Origin of the sequence: Novosphingobium silvae (genome assembly GCF_009856825.1) — a bacterium.
Lineage (GTDB): Bacteria > Pseudomonadota > Alphaproteobacteria > Sphingomonadales > Sphingomonadaceae > Novosphingobium > Novosphingobium silvae.
Map to the genome: position 1 here is coordinate 130,545 of NZ_WVTD01000004.1, position 18,507 is coordinate 149,051.

The 18,507-nt window shown below is 67.0% G+C and carries 20 protein-coding genes; 10 read left to right on the forward strand and 10 right to left on the reverse strand.

What is annotated here, in order from left to right:
* Nucleotides 1-130: 130 nt before the first annotated feature.
* The 4 genes from GR702_RS07235 (at nt 131) to GR702_RS07250 (ending at nt 4,298) form a co-directional block, all read left to right on the forward strand.
* A complete protein-coding gene (locus GR702_RS07235; protein ID WP_160985303.1) occupies nt 131-796 on the forward strand; it encodes a glutathione S-transferase N-terminal domain-containing protein in 666 nt (221 codons plus the stop codon).
* Between the two features lies 1 nt (nt 797).
* On the forward strand, nt 798-1,655 hold the full coding sequence (locus GR702_RS07240) for a S1/P1 nuclease (RefSeq protein ID WP_337192547.1): 858 nt from the start codon (nt 798-800) through the stop codon (nt 1,653-1,655).
* Between the two features lie 113 nt (nt 1,656-1,768).
* Nucleotides 1,769-2,920, forward strand: a complete 1,152-nt coding sequence (gene dapE / locus GR702_RS07245) for a succinyl-diaminopimelate desuccinylase (protein WP_160985304.1) — start codon at nt 1,769-1,771, stop codon at nt 2,918-2,920.
* Nucleotides 2,921-2,969: 49 nt separating this feature from the next.
* Nucleotides 2,970-4,298 (forward strand): dicarboxylate/amino acid:cation symporter, encoded by a 1,329-nt coding sequence (locus GR702_RS07250; protein ID WP_160985305.1) that lies wholly within the window; start codon nt 2,970-2,972, stop codon nt 4,296-4,298.
* A 30-nt stretch (nt 4,299-4,328) separates the two neighbouring features.
* On the opposite strand, the gene GR702_RS07255 is transcribed toward GR702_RS07250, so the two are convergent.
* The 3 genes from GR702_RS07255 to dapB form a co-directional block, all read right to left on the reverse strand.
* Nucleotides 4,329-4,718: a hypothetical protein gene (locus tag GR702_RS07255; RefSeq protein ID WP_160985306.1), complete on the reverse strand. Its 390-nt coding sequence runs from the start codon at nt 4,716-4,718 to the stop codon at nt 4,329-4,331.
* Nucleotides 4,719-4,793: 75 nt separating this feature from the next.
* Nucleotides 4,794-5,477 (reverse strand): endonuclease III, encoded by a 684-nt coding sequence (gene nth, locus GR702_RS07260; RefSeq protein WP_160985307.1) that lies wholly within the window; start codon nt 5,475-5,477, stop codon nt 4,794-4,796.
* Entirely contained in the window at nt 5,474-6,202 is a 729-nt protein-coding gene (gene dapB / locus GR702_RS07265; protein WP_160985308.1) for a 4-hydroxy-tetrahydrodipicolinate reductase, read from the reverse strand. Before dapB ends, nth begins: the two co-directional genes overlap by 4 nt.
* A 146-nt stretch (nt 6,203-6,348) precedes the next feature.
* Between dapB and GR702_RS07270 the strand changes: the two genes are divergently transcribed.
* A complete protein-coding gene (locus GR702_RS07270) occupies nt 6,349-7,050 on the forward strand; it encodes an NAD-dependent deacylase (protein ID WP_160985309.1) in 702 nt (233 codons plus the stop codon).
* 15 nt (nt 7,051-7,065) lie between these two features.
* Here GR702_RS07270 and GR702_RS07275 read toward each other — a convergent pair whose 3' ends face one another.
* From GR702_RS07275 to mutM, 6 genes are all read right to left on the reverse strand, one after another.
* Complete coding sequence (locus tag GR702_RS07275; RefSeq protein ID WP_202408117.1) at nt 7,066-7,857, reverse strand: HesA/MoeB/ThiF family protein; 792 nt, start codon at nt 7,855-7,857, stop codon at nt 7,066-7,068.
* Nucleotides 7,854-8,258, reverse strand: coding sequence for a DUF983 domain-containing protein (locus GR702_RS07280; RefSeq protein WP_160985310.1), 405 nt, complete (start codon nt 8,256-8,258; stop codon nt 7,854-7,856). The genes GR702_RS07275 and GR702_RS07280 overlap by 4 nt, the downstream gene beginning before the upstream one ends.
* Nucleotides 8,259-8,357: 99 nt before the next feature.
* Nucleotides 8,358-9,209 (reverse strand): GGDEF domain-containing protein, encoded by an 852-nt coding sequence (locus GR702_RS07285; RefSeq protein ID WP_160985311.1) that lies wholly within the window; start codon nt 9,207-9,209, stop codon nt 8,358-8,360.
* Nucleotides 9,210-9,346: 137 nt separating this feature from the next.
* Nucleotides 9,347-10,780 carry a chromosomal replication initiator protein DnaA gene (dnaA, locus tag GR702_RS07290; RefSeq protein WP_160985469.1) on the reverse strand — a complete coding sequence of 478 codons (1,434 nt, stop codon included), beginning with the start codon at nt 10,778-10,780 and terminating at the stop codon, nt 9,347-9,349.
* A 606-nt stretch (nt 10,781-11,386) separates the two neighbouring features.
* A complete protein-coding gene (gene rpsT / locus GR702_RS07295; protein ID WP_160985312.1) occupies nt 11,387-11,647 on the reverse strand; it encodes a 30S ribosomal protein S20 in 261 nt (86 codons plus the stop codon).
* A 143-nt stretch (nt 11,648-11,790) separates the two neighbouring features.
* Nucleotides 11,791-12,603 (reverse strand): bifunctional DNA-formamidopyrimidine glycosylase/DNA-(apurinic or apyrimidinic site) lyase, encoded by an 813-nt coding sequence (gene mutM / locus GR702_RS07300; RefSeq protein WP_160985313.1) that lies wholly within the window; start codon nt 12,601-12,603, stop codon nt 11,791-11,793.
* A gap of 250 nt (nt 12,604-12,853) precedes the next feature.
* Here mutM and GR702_RS07310 point away from each other — a divergent pair, with 250 nt between their 5' ends.
* The 5 genes from GR702_RS07310 to dut are packed head-to-tail and all read left to right on the forward strand — an operon-like array spanning nt 12,854 to nt 18,173.
* Complete coding sequence (locus GR702_RS07310; protein ID WP_160985314.1) at nt 12,854-13,594, forward strand: class I SAM-dependent methyltransferase; 741 nt, start codon at nt 12,854-12,856, stop codon at nt 13,592-13,594.
* A gap of 7 nt (nt 13,595-13,601) precedes the next feature.
* Entirely contained in the window at nt 13,602-15,176 is a 1,575-nt protein-coding gene (ubiB, locus tag GR702_RS07315) for a 2-polyprenylphenol 6-hydroxylase (RefSeq protein WP_160985315.1), read from the forward strand.
* Nucleotides 15,143-16,342, forward strand: coding sequence for a hypothetical protein (locus tag GR702_RS07320; RefSeq protein ID WP_202408118.1), 1,200 nt, complete (start codon nt 15,143-15,145; stop codon nt 16,340-16,342). The genes ubiB and GR702_RS07320 overlap by 34 nt, the downstream gene beginning before the upstream one ends.
* Before the next feature lie 51 nt (nt 16,343-16,393).
* Nucleotides 16,394-17,719, forward strand: coding sequence for a bifunctional phosphopantothenoylcysteine decarboxylase/phosphopantothenate synthase (locus tag GR702_RS07325; RefSeq protein ID WP_160985316.1), 1,326 nt, complete (start codon nt 16,394-16,396; stop codon nt 17,717-17,719).
* Entirely contained in the window at nt 17,703-18,173 is a 471-nt protein-coding gene (gene dut / locus GR702_RS07330) for a dUTP diphosphatase (RefSeq protein WP_160985317.1), read from the forward strand. Before GR702_RS07325 ends, dut begins: the two co-directional genes overlap by 17 nt.
* A gap of 16 nt (nt 18,174-18,189) precedes the next feature.
* On the opposite strand, the gene GR702_RS07335 is transcribed toward dut, so the two are convergent.
* Nucleotides 18,190-18,399 carry a hypothetical protein gene (locus GR702_RS07335; RefSeq protein WP_160985318.1) on the reverse strand — a complete coding sequence of 70 codons (210 nt, stop codon included), beginning with the start codon at nt 18,397-18,399 and terminating at the stop codon, nt 18,190-18,192.
* Between the last annotated feature and the right edge of the window lie 108 nt (nt 18,400-18,507).

Below are 18,507 nucleotides of genomic sequence, written 5' to 3' on the forward strand. Positions count from 1 at the left end.
CCCCGCCCGGCGGAACCGGCGGGGGCGGCGTGCGATTAAATTCCCGTCATTCGCGGCCGCGCCCAGCCTCGACATGCAGCGCTGCAGCCCCTAGGCCCGAAGTTCAGCCAATCCCGAGGAACACCGCCCCGTGAAGCTCATCATCGGCAACAAGAACTATTCCAGCTGGTCGCTGCGCGGCTGGCTGGCCTGCCGGCAATCGGGTCTGCAGTTCGACGAGATCACCGTCCCGCTCTTCGGCGAGGACTGGGAGGCGCTCAAGCGCAATTCCGACGGTCTGGCGCCCAGCCACGGCAAAGTGCCGATCCTGTGGGATGGCGATGCGGTGGTTTGGGACAGTCTCGCCATCGTCGACTATCTCGCCGACAAGGTCGGCCGCGACCGCTTCTGGCCCAAGGCCGACGATGCGCGGGCGATGGCGCGCTCGATGGTGGCGGAAATGCATTCGAGCTACCTGTCGCTGCGCCGCAACTGCCCGATGAACATCCGCACGCGGGTGGAAGGCGTCGCGCTCGACGAGGAGACGAAGGGCGACATCGTGCGCATCCTCACTCTCTGGGCGGAAGCGCGGGCGCGGTTCGGGAAGGGCGGGCCGTTCCTTTTCGGCACCTTCAGCGCGGCGGACGTGTTCTATGCCCCCGTCGTCAGCCGCTTCCTCACCTACGGTATCGGAGTGCCCGGGTTTGCGCAGGCCTACATGGAAGCGGTCTGGGAACATGAATGGATGCAGGCCTGGATCAACGCCGCCGAGGCGGAGGACTGGGTCATCGAACAGTACGAGACCACGGTCACCTGACATGATGCGCAGGATTTTCCTTGTTCTGGCGGCCGTTTCCGCGCTGATCTCGGGCCCGGCGATGGCCTGGGGCAGCATGGGCCACCGCACCGTCGCCGCCATCGCCATGGCCAACGTCACGCCCTCCACCCGAGCCGCGATCCGCCGGATCTTGGCCCACGAAAGCGAGATCGGCACGCCGCAATGCCGGCTGGGCACGATCGAAGATGCCTCCACCTGGCCCGACTGCATCAAGGGCGAGCGTTGGCGCTGGGCCTTCACCAATTCGTGGCACTACCACGACCAACCCATCTGCGGCGATTTCGACCTCAAGGCGCATTGCCGTGACGGCAACTGCGCCACTGCCCAGATCGAACGCAGCGCCCGGATGCTGGCCGACCGCAAGCTGGCGCCGGTGCTCAGGCTCGAGGCGCTGTCCTTCCTCGTCCACTTCGTGGGCGACATCCACCAGCCCCTCCACGTGGGCGAGAACGAGGATATGGGCGGCAATGCCGTGAAGGCGGACTATGGCATGGCGCCGGGCCGCAACCTGCACTCGATCTGGGACGGCGTACTTGCGGAGCGCGCCATCACCTCCGCGCCTGACCTGGTGCGTCGCTACTCCGCGCAGGAGAAGGCGCGTCTCGCGACCGGCACGCTGGAGGACTGGGAGCGCGAGAGCTGGCAGGTGAGCCGCGACTTCCTTTACCCGCTGGCGTTCGGGGGCAAGCTCCCCTGCGACCTTAAGGGAGAGGCGAAAGAAGCGCAGAAGGTCGTCTGGAGCAACAAGGCGATCGAAAAGGCGATCCCGGTGATCGACGAGCGGATCGAGCGTGCGGGCCTTCGGCTTGCCCGGATGCTGGACGAGGCGCTGGGCTGAACCGGCAAAAGGCGCCGCAACGCGTCGGAAGGCACATCGCTGCAGGTTCAGGCTGGGCATGTCCGCTCCCTTCCTATGGCCATGGCGACACTCCTGTGCGATGGCACAAGCCTATGTCCCATAGCCTTTCCTCCACCGCAGGCGTCGTCGAGCTTGCCGAAGCGCTGATCGCCTGCCCCAGCGTGACCCCCGCGACAGGCGCGGTGTTCGATTGTCTGGAGCGCCAGCTTGCGCCTCTCGGCTTCGAGATCACGCGCTTCGTTGCGGGCGAGGCGCCGGACGGCCCGGTCGAGAACCTGTTCGCGGTAAGGCGCGGCCGGGCGGGTTCACGCCATTTCGCCTTCGCCGGCCATCTCGACGTCGTGCCACCGGGCGAGGGATGGACGAGCGGCGCTTTCGAGCCCGAGCGGCGGGGCGAGCTGCTCTACGGGCGCGGAGCGGTGGACATGAAAGGCTCGATCGCGGCGATGGTCGCGGCGGTGGCCGATCTTCCGGCCGAGGCGGGCACCGTCAGCTTCGTCATCACCGGCGACGAGGAAGGCCCGGCCCGCTTCGGTACGCTGGCCCTGATCGGCATCATGCGCGAGAAAGGCGAGATACCCGACCTCTGCCTCGTGGGCGAGCCGACCTCGGTCCACCGCCTGGGCGACATGATGAAGGTCGGGCGGCGCGGTTCGGTCAACATCTGGCTCGAGGTGGAAGGCGTGCAGGGCCACGTTGCCTATCCCCACCTTGCCGACAACCCGATCTCGAAGCTGGTCGCCATGCTGGCGGAACTCAACGCGCTGGCACTGGATGACGGAACCGACTGGTTCCAGGCCTCCAATCTGGAAGTGACCGACATATCGTGCGGCAATCCGGCAACCAACGTCATCCCGGCAAAGGCATCGGCACGCATCTCCATCCGCTTCAACGACCTTCACACCGGCGAGGAACTCTCCCGCCGCGTTGAGGAGATCGCCGGGCGACATGGCGGCAGCGCACGGGCGGTGATCTCGGGAGAGGCCTTCCTGACGCAGCCGGGCGGCTTCTCGGACATGCTGGCGGCCGCAATCCGTGCCGAGACCGGGATCGAGCCGGAGCTTTCCACCAGCGGCGGCACCTCGGACGCGCGCTTCCTCAAGGACCTGTCGCCGGTGATCGAGTTCGGCCTTTGCAACGCGACGATGCACAAGCGCGACGAGGCAGTCGCGATCGCCGACCTGGAAGCGCTTGTCCGCATCTATCGCCGCGTGGCCGAGGCGGCGCTGCAGGGCGCACAGTAACACAAACGATAGCGCCGGCACGCAGCCGGCTCTGGAGAACCGATCCCACATGTCGCAGACAACCGAACACCGGGCCTCCGAGCCGGAGAAGGGGCACAGCCGCCTGCAGTGGCGCATCCTGATCGGCTTCGTGGCGGGGCTGACCCTTGGGCTGCTGACCTACACCTTCGCGCGCGATGCGCAGTGGGTGGCAGGGCTCATCGCCTATGTGACGATGCCGGTGGGGCAGATCTTCCTGCGGCTGCTGTTCATGCTGGTGCTGCCGCTCCTGTTCTCCGCGCTCGTCATCGGCATCGCCGAGATGGGCGAGATCAGCGCGCTGCGGCGGGTAGGAGCAGCGACGCTGGTCTACACTTTCGTCGTCTCGGGCATCGCGGTCGCCATCAGCCTGCTGGTGGTGAACACGATCCGGCCCGGCGACGGTGTTGACCGGCAGGCCGCGCAGGACCTTCTGGCCAAGGGCGCCGATTCCGCCGGCAGCATCCTTCAGTCGTCCACCAAGGCCGCGTCGGGCGTCGATGCGGTGCTGGCGCTGGTGCCGTCGAACGTCGTGACCGCGATGAGCAACAACGACATTCTTGCGGTGATGTTCTTTGCGCTGTTCTTCGGTATCGGCCTTCTGCTGGTGAAGACGCCCAGCACACAGACGCTGAAAGGCGCGATCGAAGGGATCTTCGAAGTCGCGATGAAGCTGATCGGTCTGGTGATCCAGTTGGCGCCCTTCGCGATCTTCTGCTTCATGTTCAACCTTTCCGCGCAGTTCGGATGGGACCTGCTGGGCAAGCTCGCCGCATTCGTGGGCGTGGTGCTGCTGGCGCTGGGCTTGCAGATGTTCGGCGTCTATCCGGCGCTGCTCGCTTTCGTCGCGCGCAAGAGCCCAGTGGCCTTCTTCCGCCAGACGCGCGAGGTGAGCGTCCTCGCCTTCTCCACCGCCAGTTCCAACGCCACGCTGCCGACCTCGCTGCGGGTGGCGGACGAGGAACTGAAGCTGCCCAACCGGGTCGCCCGCTTCGTGCTCACGATCGGCGCCACGGCCAACCAGAACGGCACTGCCATGTTCGAAGGCGTGACCGTGATCTTCCTCGCGCAGTTCTTCGGCGTGGAGCTCAGCCTTGGCCAGCAGCTCTACGTGATGGTGATCTGCATCCTTGCCGGGATCGGCACGGCGGGAGTTCCGGCGGGCTCGCTTCCGGTCGTCGCCCTGATCCTGGGCAGCGTGGGAGTGCCGCCCGAAGGCATCGGCCTCATCATCGGCGTCGACCGCTTCCTCGACATGTGCCGAACGACCCTCAACGTCATCGGCGATCTTGTGTGCGCGACGGTGATCTCGGCGGTCAGCGGCGGCTCGGAACAGGATGAGCCGGCCGTCCGGACATAAGCTCTCCCGGCGCCTGGCCGGAAGAAGGCCTCACCGGGAGAGCTTCACCGGGACGAAGGGACCAAGGCCGCAGCCGGCGCCTCGCTGGAAATCGTTGCCGAACCGGTTGAGCGGATAGACGATGTCCTGCCGGCAGAGCTGCGAAAGCGATGTTTCGTAGGTGATGCTGTCGGCGGCTTTGAGGCCGCTGCAGCGGTTTGGCAGCGTGACCCGCCAGACGCGCCGGCCGGAGCCGATGAAATCGATCGTTCGGTCGTCGCGCACCCGGGTGTTAGAGAACTGGCTGAGCGGCAGGCAGTCCTGTGGCTTGCCGACCACTTCTGCGGCCGGGGATGGCGGCGGCGTGTCGCGCGCCTCGCCCTGCGCGCAGGCGGCAAGGGGCAGCAGCAGGAGCAGCGTTGCAGCGGGGCCTCTGGTCATGGATCATCCTCTCGTTGCCGACGGATCGGTGCGGGGAGTGTCCGACCAAATCCGTCCGCCATCAAGACGGAGACGTCAGGCAGCGGCCTTTTTGGCGCCCACTTTCGCCGGCGACTTCGCCGCCTTGTCCAAGACCTTGGGTTTGTAGGCGCAAAGATCGACGACCGGGCAGCGCCAGCACTCGGGCGTGCGGGCCTTGCAGATGTAACGGCCATGGAGGATCAGCCAGTGATGCGCACCCACGCGGAAGGGCTGGGGCACTTTCCTTTCCAGCTGGATTTCCACTGCAAGCGGGGTCTTGCCCTTTGCAAGGCCGGTGCGGTTGCCGACCCGGAAGATGTGGGTGTCGACCGCGAATGTCTCCGCGCCGAAAGCGCAGTTCATGACGACGTTGGCGGTCTTGCGCCCGACGCCCGGCAATTCCACCAGCGCGTCCCTGTCCGCCGGGACTTCGCCGCCGTGCCGGTCGACAAGGATCTGCGAAAGGGCGATGACGTTCTTGGCCTTGGAGTTGAACAGACCGATGGTCTTGATGTGCTCTTTCAGCCCCTCTTCGCCCAGTTCGACCATCTGGGCGGGCGTCTTCACTTTCGCGAACAGCGCCCGGGTCGCCTTGTTGACGCCCACGTCGGTCGATTGCGCCGAAAGCGTGACGGCGACCAGAAGCTGGTAGGTGTTGCCGTATTCCAGCTCCGTCTCGGGCGAGGGATTGGCTTCTGCAAGGCGGCGGAAGAACTCGAAGACGTGGTCCCTCTTCAAAGACCGAGCACCTCGGGCATGGCGTAGCGTCCCGGGCTCCTGCCAAGGAGCCACTGCGCGGCGCGGACGGCGCCTTTGGCGAAGATGCCCCGGTTCTCGGCCAGGTGCGAGAGCGAGAGGCGCTCGTTGTCGGCGAGGAAGTGGACGGTGTGATCGCCCGCTACGCTTCCGCCGCGCAGCGCCGCGAAGCCGATCGCGCCTGCCTCGCGCTTGCCGGTGATGCCGTCGCGGCCGCGCACGGCAACGTCTGCAAGGCCCACCTCGCGGCCCTTGGCTGCTGCTTCGCCGAGCAGCAGCGCGGTGCCGGACGGAGCGTCCACCTTCATGCGATGATGCGTCTCGACGATCTCGATGTCCCAGTCCTCGCCCAGGCGCGCGGACGCCTCGCGCGCGAGATGGGCCAGGAGAGTGACGCCGAGCGAGGTGTTCCCGGTCTGGAGCACGGGGATGGTCTGTGCCGCCGCATCGATCAGCCAGTGGTGGCGCTCCTCGAGGCCGGTGGTGCCAACGACGATCGGCACGCCGGCTGCGATGGCGGCATCGAGGTTGTCCTCGAGCGCGGCCGGGCTGGAGAAGTCTATCAGCACATCGGCAAGCGCTGCGACAGAGGCCACCTCGCCGCCCTTGTCGACACCGCCGGCAAGATCCTCTCCGGCATCCGCGATGGCAGCCGCGATCGCCTGCCCCATGCGCCCCTGGCTGCCGATGATTCCGATTCGTGCCACTTCGCTATCTCCAACCGGCCGCCATGCCGAACTTGTCCCGGCACGCATCATGCCCCAGTCTGGTGGCTGCGAATGGCGCACAATGAACCCCGAAACAAGCCTCTCCCAAGGCGGAGGAGCGGCGGGTGAACACAGGGAACCCGATCTTGGACGCAATCCGCAATATCGTGATCCTCACCGGTGCCGGCGTATCGGCGGAAAGCGGCATCGATACCTTCCGCTCCGAAGGCGGCCTCTGGGAGCAGCACCGGGTGGAGGATGTCGCCACGCCCGAGGCTTTCGCCCGCGACCCCGAGCTTGTCCTGCGCTTCTACGACATGCGCCGCGCGGCGATCCAGACCAAGGAGCCCAACGCCGCGCATCGCGCACTGGCGCGGCTCGACGCCGAATGGGCGGGCGAACTGCTGATCGTCACCCAGAACGTCGATGACCTGCACGAACGCGCAGGCGCGCGCCGCGTCCTCCACATGCACGGAGAGCATCTCAACGCTTGGTGCACCGAGTGCGACGTACGCTCGCGGTGGATCGGGCCGCTGATCGAACGCCCGCCCTGTCCGCGCTGCGGCGCCCGCGCGCTGAGGCCCGACGTCGTCTGGTTCGGGGAGATGCCTTACGGGATGGAGGACATATTCGCGGCCCTGCGCAAGGCGGACCTGTTCGTCTCGATCGGCACGTCGGGCGCGGTCTATCCAGCGGCCGGGTTCGTGCGCAACGCCCGTGATCTCGGCGCGGCGACGCTGGAGCTCAACCTCGAGCCCAGCCAAGGCACCGCCTGGTTCGACGAGGCCCGGCATGGCCCGGCGACGCGGATCGTGCCTGAGTGGGTGGAGCAGATGCTGAAAGGGTAGCCTGGGGCGGCGGCGTCAGGCCGCGTTCGCGGAGTGGCGTTCCGGGCCGCAGCCCCGGCACGCCGGGTCCTTGGCGATCCGCAGGGGGCGCATCGAAGGCGCAAGGCCGTCGATGAGGTGGAGCGTCCCGAACTGCGGCTCGCCCAGCGCCGCATGGCCAGACAGAAGCACGCGCATGGCATGCATCGCTGCGAACGTGCCCACCATGCCCACCATGGCGCCGAGCACGCCGTCGGCAGCGCAAGTGTCGCAGTCCACCGCGTCGAAGGCGTCGCCCACGAAGCAGCGGTAGCAGGCATGGTCCGGCAGGTGCCCGGCGAAATTCGCCACTTGCCCCTGGAAGCGCCCTATCGCCGCGCTGGTGAGCGGGATGCCCAGCGCGACGCAGGTATCTGACACCAGCAGCCGAGTCGCGAAGTTGTCACAGCCGTCAAGTACCAGATCGGCGCCGGAAAGGACGTCGGGCGCGTTGCCATCCCCCACCCGCGCCATCACGGGGTCAACCTCCAGGCCAAGATCAAAACGCCGCACCCAATCGGCTGCCGCTTCCGCCTTGGGCCTGCCGACATCCGACGGCGTATAAATCGTCTGGCGCTGTAGGTTGCTGACGTCGACCACGTCATCGTCCACCAGGGTGAGACGGCCTATGCCGGCTGCGGCGAGGTACTGCAGGGAAGGACTGCCTATCCCGCCGCAGCCGACAAGCACGACATGCGACTTGTCCAGCGCCACCTGTCCGACACCGCCGACCTCGGGCAGCACGATGTGCCGGGCGAAGCGGCCGAGGCGATCTGCGGTCAAGGTCATGGCCGTTCCCGCTCCGTCGGTTCCGGTGTGGGAAGCCGTTCCTTGACGAAGCCGTGCATGCCGTTCCACCACTGCACCGCGATCACGCCGCCCTTGGCGGGCTGGAGCATCCCGAGCATCATCACGAGTGCCAGGGGAACCAGGATCGCCATCATCGCAACCGGGCCCAGCGCAAAGTCCAGCGAGAGCGCGATGATCAGCGGCGCCATCAGATGACCGGTCACGATCATGGCAATATAGGCCGGGAAGTCGTCGGCTCGCTGGGGCGTCAGGTCGAGCGAGCAGACTGAGCACCGCTCGCGCGGCTTCAGCCACCGGGCGAAAAGGCTGCCCTGCTCGCAACGCGGGCAGCGGCTGCGAATGCCGCGCCAGACGGCCTGTGCGAAAGTGGCGGGAATCATGCCCCTGCGCCTACAGCATGACGGGCAAGGGGTGAAGCCATTGAAGGCGGGCCGCCTGCCACCCCGGGGCCTCGCGGCTGTCGCACCGGAAACCCCGTGTCAAAGACCCCGAACATGCACCCGATTGCGCCCGGCGTTCTTGGCGGAATAGAGCGCGGCATCCGCCTGCCTGGTCGCGTCGCCGAGCTGCGCGAAGGTCCGTACCGGCGCCAGCCCGCAGGAAAACGTGACGGCGCGACCGGCGATGCCGAGCCGGGTATCAAGCGCCACCGCCGCGCGCAGGCGCTCCATGACGAGGCGCGCCTCCTCCAGCGTCGTGCGCGGCAGCAGCACCGCGAATTCTTCTCCGCCCCAGCGCGCGGCGATGTCGCTGCGGCGCAGGTGGTTCTCGATCTTCTGAGCCAGCGCCTGGAGTATGGCGTCTCCTGCGTCATGGCCGAATTCATCGTTGATGAGCTTGAAGTGGTCGATGTCGATGATGCCGAGAACGGCGTTGCTGCGGCTGCGCAGCACCTGTTCCGCCGAATCGAGGAACCCGCGGCGGTTGCGAATGCCCGTCAGCAGATCGCGTTCGGCAGCGTCAACGAGCTGCTCCATGCGCGCTGCGGTCTCGTTCGCGGTGGTGGTGACGCCCCGAAGCAGTCGTCCGACCAGATCGTCGCCGCCTTGCGGCACCGTGACGATCCGCTCGCCGTTCTGGATCGCCGAGAGCATGGCGGTCGCTTCGCCAATGGGGGCGAGCAGGGCATGTATGGCGGCGAGCCCGAGGCCCGTGCCGACGAGCGTGGCGAGAAGCAGCGTCAGCAGCGTCGTTACCTGCCACTCTCCGGTGAATGCCTGGAAGGCGATGCACGCGACCAACGGCACATGCACGGCAGCGAAGCAGAAGAACATGACTCGCCGCTCATAGCTGCGAGGGAAGAGGAAAGCCGTGGCCCTGTAGAAGCGCATGAATCCGATAGCCTTCTTGCCGGAGTGCCGACGCCCGCAAGCGCCGCGCGGCAGGCTAAGGAATGCGCCTTATCGAACTGTTAACTTCGGCGGCGGGTCGAAAGTGCGCTGCGGCAAAACGATCGCGGCGGCGGTCCTCAGCTTTCGAGTTGGCGCAGGAGGGAACGCACGTCGCCGTCCATGTCGGCATCGCGGGTGCGCAGTTCCTCGATCAGCCGGACGGCGTGGATCACGGTGGAGTGGTCCCGGCCACCGAACTTGCGCCCGATCTCGGGGTAGGAGCGAGGGGTAAGCACCTTGGCGAGGTACATCGCCACCTGCCGCGGACGCACCACGGCGCGGGCGCGGCGCTTGGAGCTCATTTCCGTCCGGTCGATGCGATAGAACTGGCACACCGTGCGCTGGATCTCGTCGATGGTGATCCGGCGGCGATTGGCCGAGAGAATGTCGGTCAGCTGTTCTTCCGCCAGCTGCAGCGACACCGCCTGGCCCGTCAGCTGGGCATAGGCGATCAGCTTGTTGAGGCCGCCCACCAACTCGCGGACATTGCGGTTGATGGTGCGGGCAAGAAACTCGATCACGTCGGCGGGCACCACGATCGAGGCGAAGCGCTGGAGGCGGCTTTCGAGGATCGACCGGCGCAGCTCGATGTCGGCGGGCTGGATGTCGGCGACGAGGCCCATCGACAGGCGCGAGAGCAGGCGAGGCTCCACGCCGTCGAGCGCCTGGGGGGCACGGTCGGCGGCGAATACTAGGCGCTTGCCCTCGGCGAGCAGTGCGTCGATCGTGTAGAGCAGTTCTTCCTGCGCCGATGCCTTGCCGATGATGAACTGGATATCGTCCACCAGCAGCAGGTCGAAACCGCGCAGGCGGGACTTGAACTCGATCATCTGGTTCTGGCGCAGCGCCTGGACGAACTCGACCATGAAACGCTCGGCCGAGCAGTAGAAGATGCGGGCATGGGGGTGCGCCGCAAGATAGGCGTGGCCGATCGCGTGAAGCAGATGGGTCTTGCCCTGGCCGGTGGCGGCCTTGAGGTAGAGGGGCGAGAACTGCGGCGTTTCCGTGGCGGCCATGCGCTGCGCGGCATTGCAGGCGAGCACGTTCGACGCGCCGGTGACGAAGCTGTTGAAGGTCTGCGAGGCGTCGATCCCCGCAGGGCCCTGGCCGAGAGCCGCGAACGATTCGCCGGCGAGGGCGACCGAAAGCGAATCAACCGAGCCTTGCGCCGAATCGTTGGCAGGCGCGCTGGAGGGACGGCCGCCGTTGCCAAGGCGCAGCTCGGGCAGCTGGCGGCGGCCCGGGTGTACGAGGATGCGCACGTGGCGCACGTCGGGGCGGGCGATCTTCCATGCCAGCGAAAGGCGGTCAGCGAATCGATCCGTCACCCAGTTCGCCGAAAATTCGGTCGGCAGGTAAAGATCGAGAGTGCCGGTTTCCTTGCAGTAGTTGCCGGGCTGGATCGGCTTGATCCACTGGCTGTGCGCCTGCTGGCCAAGGTCCTTGCGCAGGCCCTGGCTGATGTCTGCCCAGTCCGCCGCCAGATTTACGGCTTCCTGATCTTCTTCCATCGCCACTCGCACCGCCTTGGACTTCCTGTTCACGCCATTTGCACCTTGTTCGACCGTCGGGCCTGCCGAGTTCGGATCCGCCGAAATCGGGTTCGCCGAGGGCGCCACCGCAGGGTGGCTTGCTGACGTATTTGACACCGGTCGAACTCCCCTGTCCGCATGACACCCTGGTTGCGGAACGGCTCGACATCGGCAGCGTCCATGACGGCGATGGGTAAAACCCACCCCAACCGCAAACGCAGGTTTGCGACCGTTGTTTCAGACGCTATCGATGTTTCCCCGGCCCGTTCCGCAACGGCCGAGGCCTCTTTTAGGAAGGCGTTTGCCTCGCAGGCAAGACGGGCCTCCCCAAATAAATAAAATTATCGCGGTTGACTCAGGCGGGACCGGCGCATTTCCGTCGCCTAAGTGTAATCTGCTTAAAATTCAGGATGTTCCGCGCTGCAACGCGCCGAATCGCAGGTTTTCCGCGCGTTTGTCGCCGAGCATGCTGCACTGCAGCGCAAAAACAAAAACGGAGCCGGGATGCATCACCCCGACTCCGTTCCTGTTTCGTGCTCGCGGCAGGTGCAAGGCACCTGCCTCAGTTCCGAATCGGCGTGCGACTCAGAGCGCGGAGACGCGCTTGGTCAGGCGCGACAGCTTGCGCGCAGCCGTGTTCTTGTGAAGCACGCCGCGTGCAACGCCGCGGGCCAGTTCGGGCTGGGCAGCCTTGAGGGCGTCCGCTGCAGCGGTCTTGTCACCGCCGTCGAGAGCCAGTTCGACCTTCTTGATGAAGGTGCGGATGCGGCTGACGCGGTTGGTATTGATCTCGGCGCGGCGCTCGTTGCGACGGATGCGCTTGCGGGCTTGCGGCGTATTGGCCATCGAATTTCCTCTGTCTGGCGGTCCAACCCGTGTTGCGCCGCCGATGCCTAACGAATCTGCTCTTGGCGAGCGGACTCGCCGGAAAGCGCGCCCCTTAGCGGCGGGGGTGACTTTCGTCAACCCGGAGGGGGCTCGCAAAGCGCCTATTTCTGGCACTTGCGGCACCAGAAGGTGCTTCTCCCGCCCTGCACGAAACGCAGCACCGGGGCGCCGCAGGCGCAAGGCTTGCCCTCGCGCCCATAGACGTTCCACGATGCCGCGAAGTAGCCCAGCTCGCCGTTCGGCTGCGCATAGTCGCGGATGGTGGAGCCTCCCGCCGCGATCGATTCGCCGAGCACCTCTTGGATGGCGGGGACGAGCCGCTTCAGCGCCGGCAGGGAAAGGCCTGCGGCCGCCTTGTCGGGGCGTATCCCGGCGCGGAACAGGGCCTCGCACACATAGATGTTGCCCAGCCCCGCGACGACGGTCTGGTCGAGCAGCATCTGCTTCACGGGGGCAGTGCGTCCCGCGAAGGCGGCATGAAGGTGCCGGGGCGTCAGTTCCTCTCCCAGCGGCTCGGGGCCGAGCGAGGCAAAGGGGCCCCAGGACGCGAGGTCCGAGGTGGGCACCAGATCGACCGAGCCGAAGCGGCGCGCATCGTTGAGCGCGAGCACATGGCCGCTCCCGGTCTCCAGCACTAGATGGTCGTGCCTGTCGGGCGTCTCGGGCTCGATTCGCCAGCGTCCGGACATGCCGAGATGGAAGACCATCGTCTGCTCGCGGTCGGTATGGACGAGGCCGTACTTTGCACGGCGGCCCATGCCCGTCACTTTCGCGCCGGTGAGCGACTGGACGAGGTCGGGCGGAAACGGCCGGCGCAGATCCGCCCGGTTGAGCTGGACGCGCGCGATCCTCTCGCCTTCGAGGAACCGCGCAAGGCCGCGTACCGTGGTTTCGACTTCTGGAAGTTCAGGCATGGTCTCGTGCAGATAGGAATGACTGCGCCTTCAGCCAATCCCAACGGGATACCACTGCTCTCCGCGCTCCTGCTGGGCGAGCGGCTTGAGCGCTGCCACTTCGCAGGCATGGCGCTGATCCTTGCCGGCATCGTGGTTTCGGCGCTCGCCAGGCCGGCAAGGTCCGAGCCCCGCCTCCGGCTCGAAACTGACGCGTTCGGTTCAAAACTAAGGTGGCGCCGGAAGGTGCGGATGGCTAGAGACTTGGGCCATGAGCGAAACCAGCGATACCGTCTCCTTCGGCTACGAAGATGTGGCAAGCCACGAGAAGGAGGCGCGCGTCGGCGCCGTCTTCTCCAGCGTGGCCCGTAAGTACGACGTCATGAACGATGCCATGTCGGCAGGCATGCACCGGCTCTGGAAGGACAAGTTCGTGCGCCGCGTGAAGCCGCGCGCGCATGAGCAGATCCTCGACATGGCGGGCGGCACCGGCGACATCGCCTTCCGCATGGAGCAGGCGGGCGCGCGCATCACCGTCTCCGACATCAACCAGGACATGCTCGACGTGGGCATCGAGCGGGCGATGGAGCAGGGCATCGACGGGCTCGTCTGGTCTCGCCAGAACGCGGAGGAGCTGAGCTTCCCCGACCGCTTCTTCGATGCCTACACGATCGCATTCGGCATCCGGAACGTGACTCACATCGACAAGGCCCTGGCCGAGGCGCACCGCGTGCTCAAGTTCGGGGGGCGCTTCTTCTGCCTTGAATTCTCCACCACCGAATGGCCGGGCTTCAAGGAAGTCTACGATACCTATTCGCACAAGCTGGTGCCCAGGATCGGGCAGATGATCGCAGGCGATGCCGAATCGTACCGCTACCTCATCGAATCGATCCGCCGCTTCCCGCCCATGCCCGAGTTCGAACGGATGATCCGCGACGCAGGCTTCAGGCACACCAAGGTCGAGCCGATCATGGGCGGCCTCGTGGCGATCCATTCGGGCTGGAAGGTCTGAGCCGGGCGTGACCAGCACTGCCGTCCACATCGCGCGCCTGCTCAAGTGGGGCCGCGTCCTGGCGCGCCACGGGGCGCTGCGCGGGATCGAGAACGATCGCAACGCCCCTGCGCCGGTCAAGCGCATCTGCCGCGTCGCGCGGTTCGGTGCCCGCCAGTCGCCCGAACCCGACTATGCGGGCGCATTCCAGGAAATCGGGCCGGCCGCGATCAAGCTGGGCCAGGCGCTGGCAACGCGCCCGGACCTTGTGGGCGAGATTCCGGCGCGGAACCTGCTGACGCTGCAGGACAGTCTGCCGCCGGTTCCCTTCGAGGCGATCCGGGCCCAGATCGAGACGACGTTCGGCCGGCCGCTCGATGCGATCTTCGCCAGCATCGAGGAGGCGCCGGTCGGGGCGGCGTCGATCGCGCAGGTCCACCGCGCGGTCACTCCCGACGGGCGCACCGTCGCCGTCAAGGTGCTGCGCCCCGGCATTCGCGAGCAGTTCAGCCGTGACGTCGAGACGTACGAGTGGGCCGCGGCCCATCTCGAGGCGTTGGGCGGAGAGGCGGCGCGTCTGCGGCCCCGCGCGGTCATCGCCAACCTCAAGCGCTGGACCCTGCGCGAATTCGACTTGCGCCGCGAAGCAGCCTCCGCCTCCGAACTCGCCGACGCGATGAGGGGTATCGAGGACTACAACGTCCCGGCCATCGACTGGGATCGCACCAACGGCTCCGTGCTCACGGTCGAATGGATCGACGGCATCAAGATGAGCAACCTGCCCGCCCTGCGCGAGGCCGGTTACGACCTGCCGGCGCTGGCCCGCAGGCTGGTGCTGACGTTCCTGACGCAGGCGATCTCGTTCGGCTTCTTCCACGCCGACATGCACCAGGGCAACCTGTTCGTGCGCGGCGGGCCTAGCCACCCGACCATCGTCGCGATCGACTTCGGCATCATGGGCCGGATCAACCGGCAGGCCCGGCTCTGGCTGGCGGAGATCCTCTATGGGCTCACCACCGGCAACTACCGCCGCGTCGCCGAGATCCACTTCGAGGCGCAGTACGTGCCCAGCTATCACACGGTCGAGGAGTTCGCGACCGCGCTGCGCGCCGTGGGCGAACCGATGCGCGGCAAGCCGGTGTCCGAGCTTTCAGTGGGGCAGATGCTAGACGGCCTGTTCGCAATCACCCGCGACTTCGACATGGCGGTGCAGCCGCACCTGCTACTGCTGCAGAAGACGATGGTCATGGTGGAAGGGCTGGCCACCGCGCTCGACCCGGACATCAACATGTGGGACGTCTCCGGACCCTTCGTGAAGGGCTGGATCCGCGACGAGCTTGGCCCCGAGGCGGTCATCGTCGATCGGCTGCGCGAGGACGTGGACACGCTGCTGCGCCTCCCTGCGCTGGTGCGCCGGATCGAGGAGCGCTTTCCCCCGAAAGGCGGCGCGCCCGAGCAGGCGCCCTTGCCCGAGGTGGAGATCATCTGGGCTCGCCGACGCGACCGTAAACCCGAAAGTAACCACTGGGGCGGCTATGCTATGGCCGCAATTCTCGGGGGCGCTGCGGCTTGGGCAACGACGTACTGGACACTGCTGGCCTGAACCCGTCTGCGGGCGAAGCCAGCTCAGGGGGCTGGCTGACGCGCCTGTCGCCGGTTGCTGCGCGCCTGGTGCTCGGCCTGCTCCTTGCGGTGGTCGTGGCCTCGATGATCGTGCCGACCAACAAGCCGGGCAACCGCTCGCCCTGGCTGGGCCCGGTGGAGGGCCCCGTGGACGCGAGCGGCAAGGCGATCGACACGCCCGGGCAACCCTACGACGAAGACATCGCCCTCTACGAAGTCGCGATAGAGCGGATCGCAAGGGGCGAGCATTACTACGACTTCATCGTGGCCGAGCAGCGCGCGCGTGACTATCCGGTGAACCCGGGGATTGCCGTGCGCCTGCCGACGCTGGCCTACATCGACGCCTGGCTCGGCAGGACGGGGCAACTCGTGGCCGCGATCGCGCTGATGCTGGCGATCATCGCCGTCTGGTGGCGACGCCTTGGCGAAGAGCCGGAGGACAGGGGCCGCATACGCCGTCTGGGGACCGCCCTCGTCTTCGTGGGCGCGTCTCTTGGCCTCAACCGGCACTACTTCGCGCTGCACGAACTCTGGGCTGGCGGGCTGGTGGCACTCTCGTTCGGGCTGCACCGGATCGGTCGCGAGGGGAAGGGCGGCCGCTGGCTGGCGGCGTGGCTCGTCGCCGCGCTGGCCCTGGCGATCCGCGAACATACGCTGCCCTATGTCCTGCTCATGGCCGCTTTCGCCCTGTGGCAGCGAAACTGGCGCGAAGGCGCGGCGTGGCTGCTGCTGGTGGCGGTATTCGGCGCCGGGCTCTGGTGGCACCTTTCCATCGTGGCGCAGGACGTACTGCCGAGCGATCGCCATGGGCCGCCCTGGCTGGTCCTGCGGGGCATGACGGGGTGGCTCGCTAATGTCGTCCAGTCGAGCAACCTGCGCTGGCTGCCCCATTTCCTCGCCGGCCCCGCCGTCATCCTGATGGCGTTCGGATGGCTGGGCTGGCGGAGCCGGTCGGGGCTGTTCGGCTTCCTGCTTTGCGCGGGCTATGGCATCGCCTTCATGGTCGCGGGCAGGTGGGACAACTTCTACTGGGGCGCGATGATCGCCCCGTCCATGTTCGCCGGCATCGTCTTTGCCCCCCGCGCGCTGGCGCAACTGCTCGCGGCGGCAGGGATCGAAACGACCAGAAAGCCCGCCGTAAACTGATTGCACGCCCTTGCGCGCTGTTGCACAAGCCCCCGCATGAACGGACCTCGCATGAACGGACCCCGGATCCTGCTCGTCGTGGGCGGCGGCATTGCTGCCTACAAGTCGTGTGAACTTGTCCGCACGATCCGCAAGGCAGGGGGCATCGTCACCTGCGTGCTGACCGATGGCGGCGCCAGGTTCGTGACTCCCATGACGCTTGCCGCATTGTCCGAGCAGCCCGTCCATACCACTTTGTGGGACCTCAAGAACGAGGCGGAGATGGGCCATATCCAGCTGAGCCGACAGGCCGACCTCGTGGTCGTGTGCCCGGCTACCGCTGACCTTCTCGCCCGGATGGCCGCCGGCCTTGCCGACGATCTTGCGACCACGCTGCTTCTGGCCACCGACAAGCCGGTCCTTGCCGTGCCCGCGATGAACGTGCGCATGTGGCAGCACGCCGCCACCGTCCGCAACGTTGCCACGCTTCGCGACATGGGTGTCGACGTGATGGAGCCCGACGAAGGCGCGATGGCCTGCGGCGAGTACGGCCCCGGCCGCCTGCCCGAGATCGCGGCAATCTGGCAGCGGATTGAACGTTCGCTGGCAGGTGCTGTGCCTGAGGGCTCCCCGCTTGCCGCGAAAGGCGGTGCACGGCCCGCCCCTTCCACGGACCCGGCCGCGTTTTCGCGTTCGCAGGCGGCCGATCCACTCGTCGGCCAGCCCGATTTCGATCGAGGGACGCAGCATCGCCCGCTCCTTGGCCGTCACGTCCTCGTGACCGCCGGTCCTACCCACGAGCCCATCGATCCGGTCCGCTACATCGCCAATCGCTCCTCGGGCAAGCAGGGCTTCGCGATCGCCGCAGCTGCCGCCGAGGCCGGTGCACGGGTGACGTTGGTGGCAGGACCGGTGCACCTGCCGACACCGCCGGGCGTCGACCGCGTCGACGTGGAAACGGCTCTGGAGATGGCCGCAGCAGTGGACGCAGCGCTTCCCGCAGATGTTGCGGTGATGGTGGCGGCCGTCGCCGACTGGCGGGTCGGGCGTTCGGCCGGGCAGAAGCTCAAGAAGGCGCCGGGCGATGGGCCGCCCGCGCTGGAGCTTACGGAGAACCCCGACATCCTCGCCACTCTTGCCAAAGGGGACAAGCGTCCGGCCCTCGTCATCGGGTTCGCCGCGGAGACGCAGGACGTGATCCGCTATGCCCGGGAGAAGCGGGCGCGCAAGGGTGCGGACTGGATCGTCGCCAACGACGTCTCTGGCGACGTGATGGGCGGCGATGCGAATGCCGTCCATATCGTCACGGCCGAAGAGGTCACTTCCCTTCCCGAAATGCCCAAGGAGGATGTCGCGCGCATCCTCGTCGAAAGGTTCGCAGATGCACTCCCCCGCTGAAGTTCCCGTCATGGTCAAGGTCCTGCCCCACGGCGAAGGGCTGGATCTGCCCGCTTACGCCACCGCCGGGGCTGCGGGGATGGACGTGGTGTCGGCCGAGGACGTCACCCTTGCTCGGGGTGCCCGCCACGCGGTGGCGACAGGTCTGTCGCTGGCGATCCCCGCCGGTTTCGAGATACAGGTGCGCCCGCGCTCGGGGCTCGCCCTCAAGCACGGGATCAGCGTGCCCAATGCGCCGGGAACCATCGATTCGGACTATCGGGGCGAGCTCAAGGTGATCCTCATCAACCACGGCGAGGAGCCTTTCGCGATCCGCCGGGGAGATCGCGTCGCGCAGCTGGTGCTGGCGCCGGTGACCCGCGCCTCCTGGCTGACGGTGGATGAACTGGAGGCGACCGAGCGGGGCGAGGGCGGCTTCGGTTCGACCGGCGGCGTCGTCGCGCTGGGGAACTGAGGCAGGGCAGCGGCGCCTACTCGGCGTCCTTGTCGGGCCTTTGCTCGCCGGGTTCTTTCTTACCGCGCCCGATGCGGGACTTGCGCCATCTTAGACCGCACCAGCCCACGCCGCCAAGTCCTCCGATCAGCACGGCGCCCTTGGCCAGCGTCATGAACGCGGTGCTGAGCGCGCCGATGGTGACGCCCCAGAACAGCTGCGAGAGGATGGCCATGAAGTTGTGCATCGGCGTTGTTCCCGGCTGCCGCTGGTAGCAGCGCTCCCGTCCTCCCGGCAAAAAAGGACGGGCCCGCATGTTTCATGCGGACCCGCCCCTCGGTGTCTCCCACTCTTC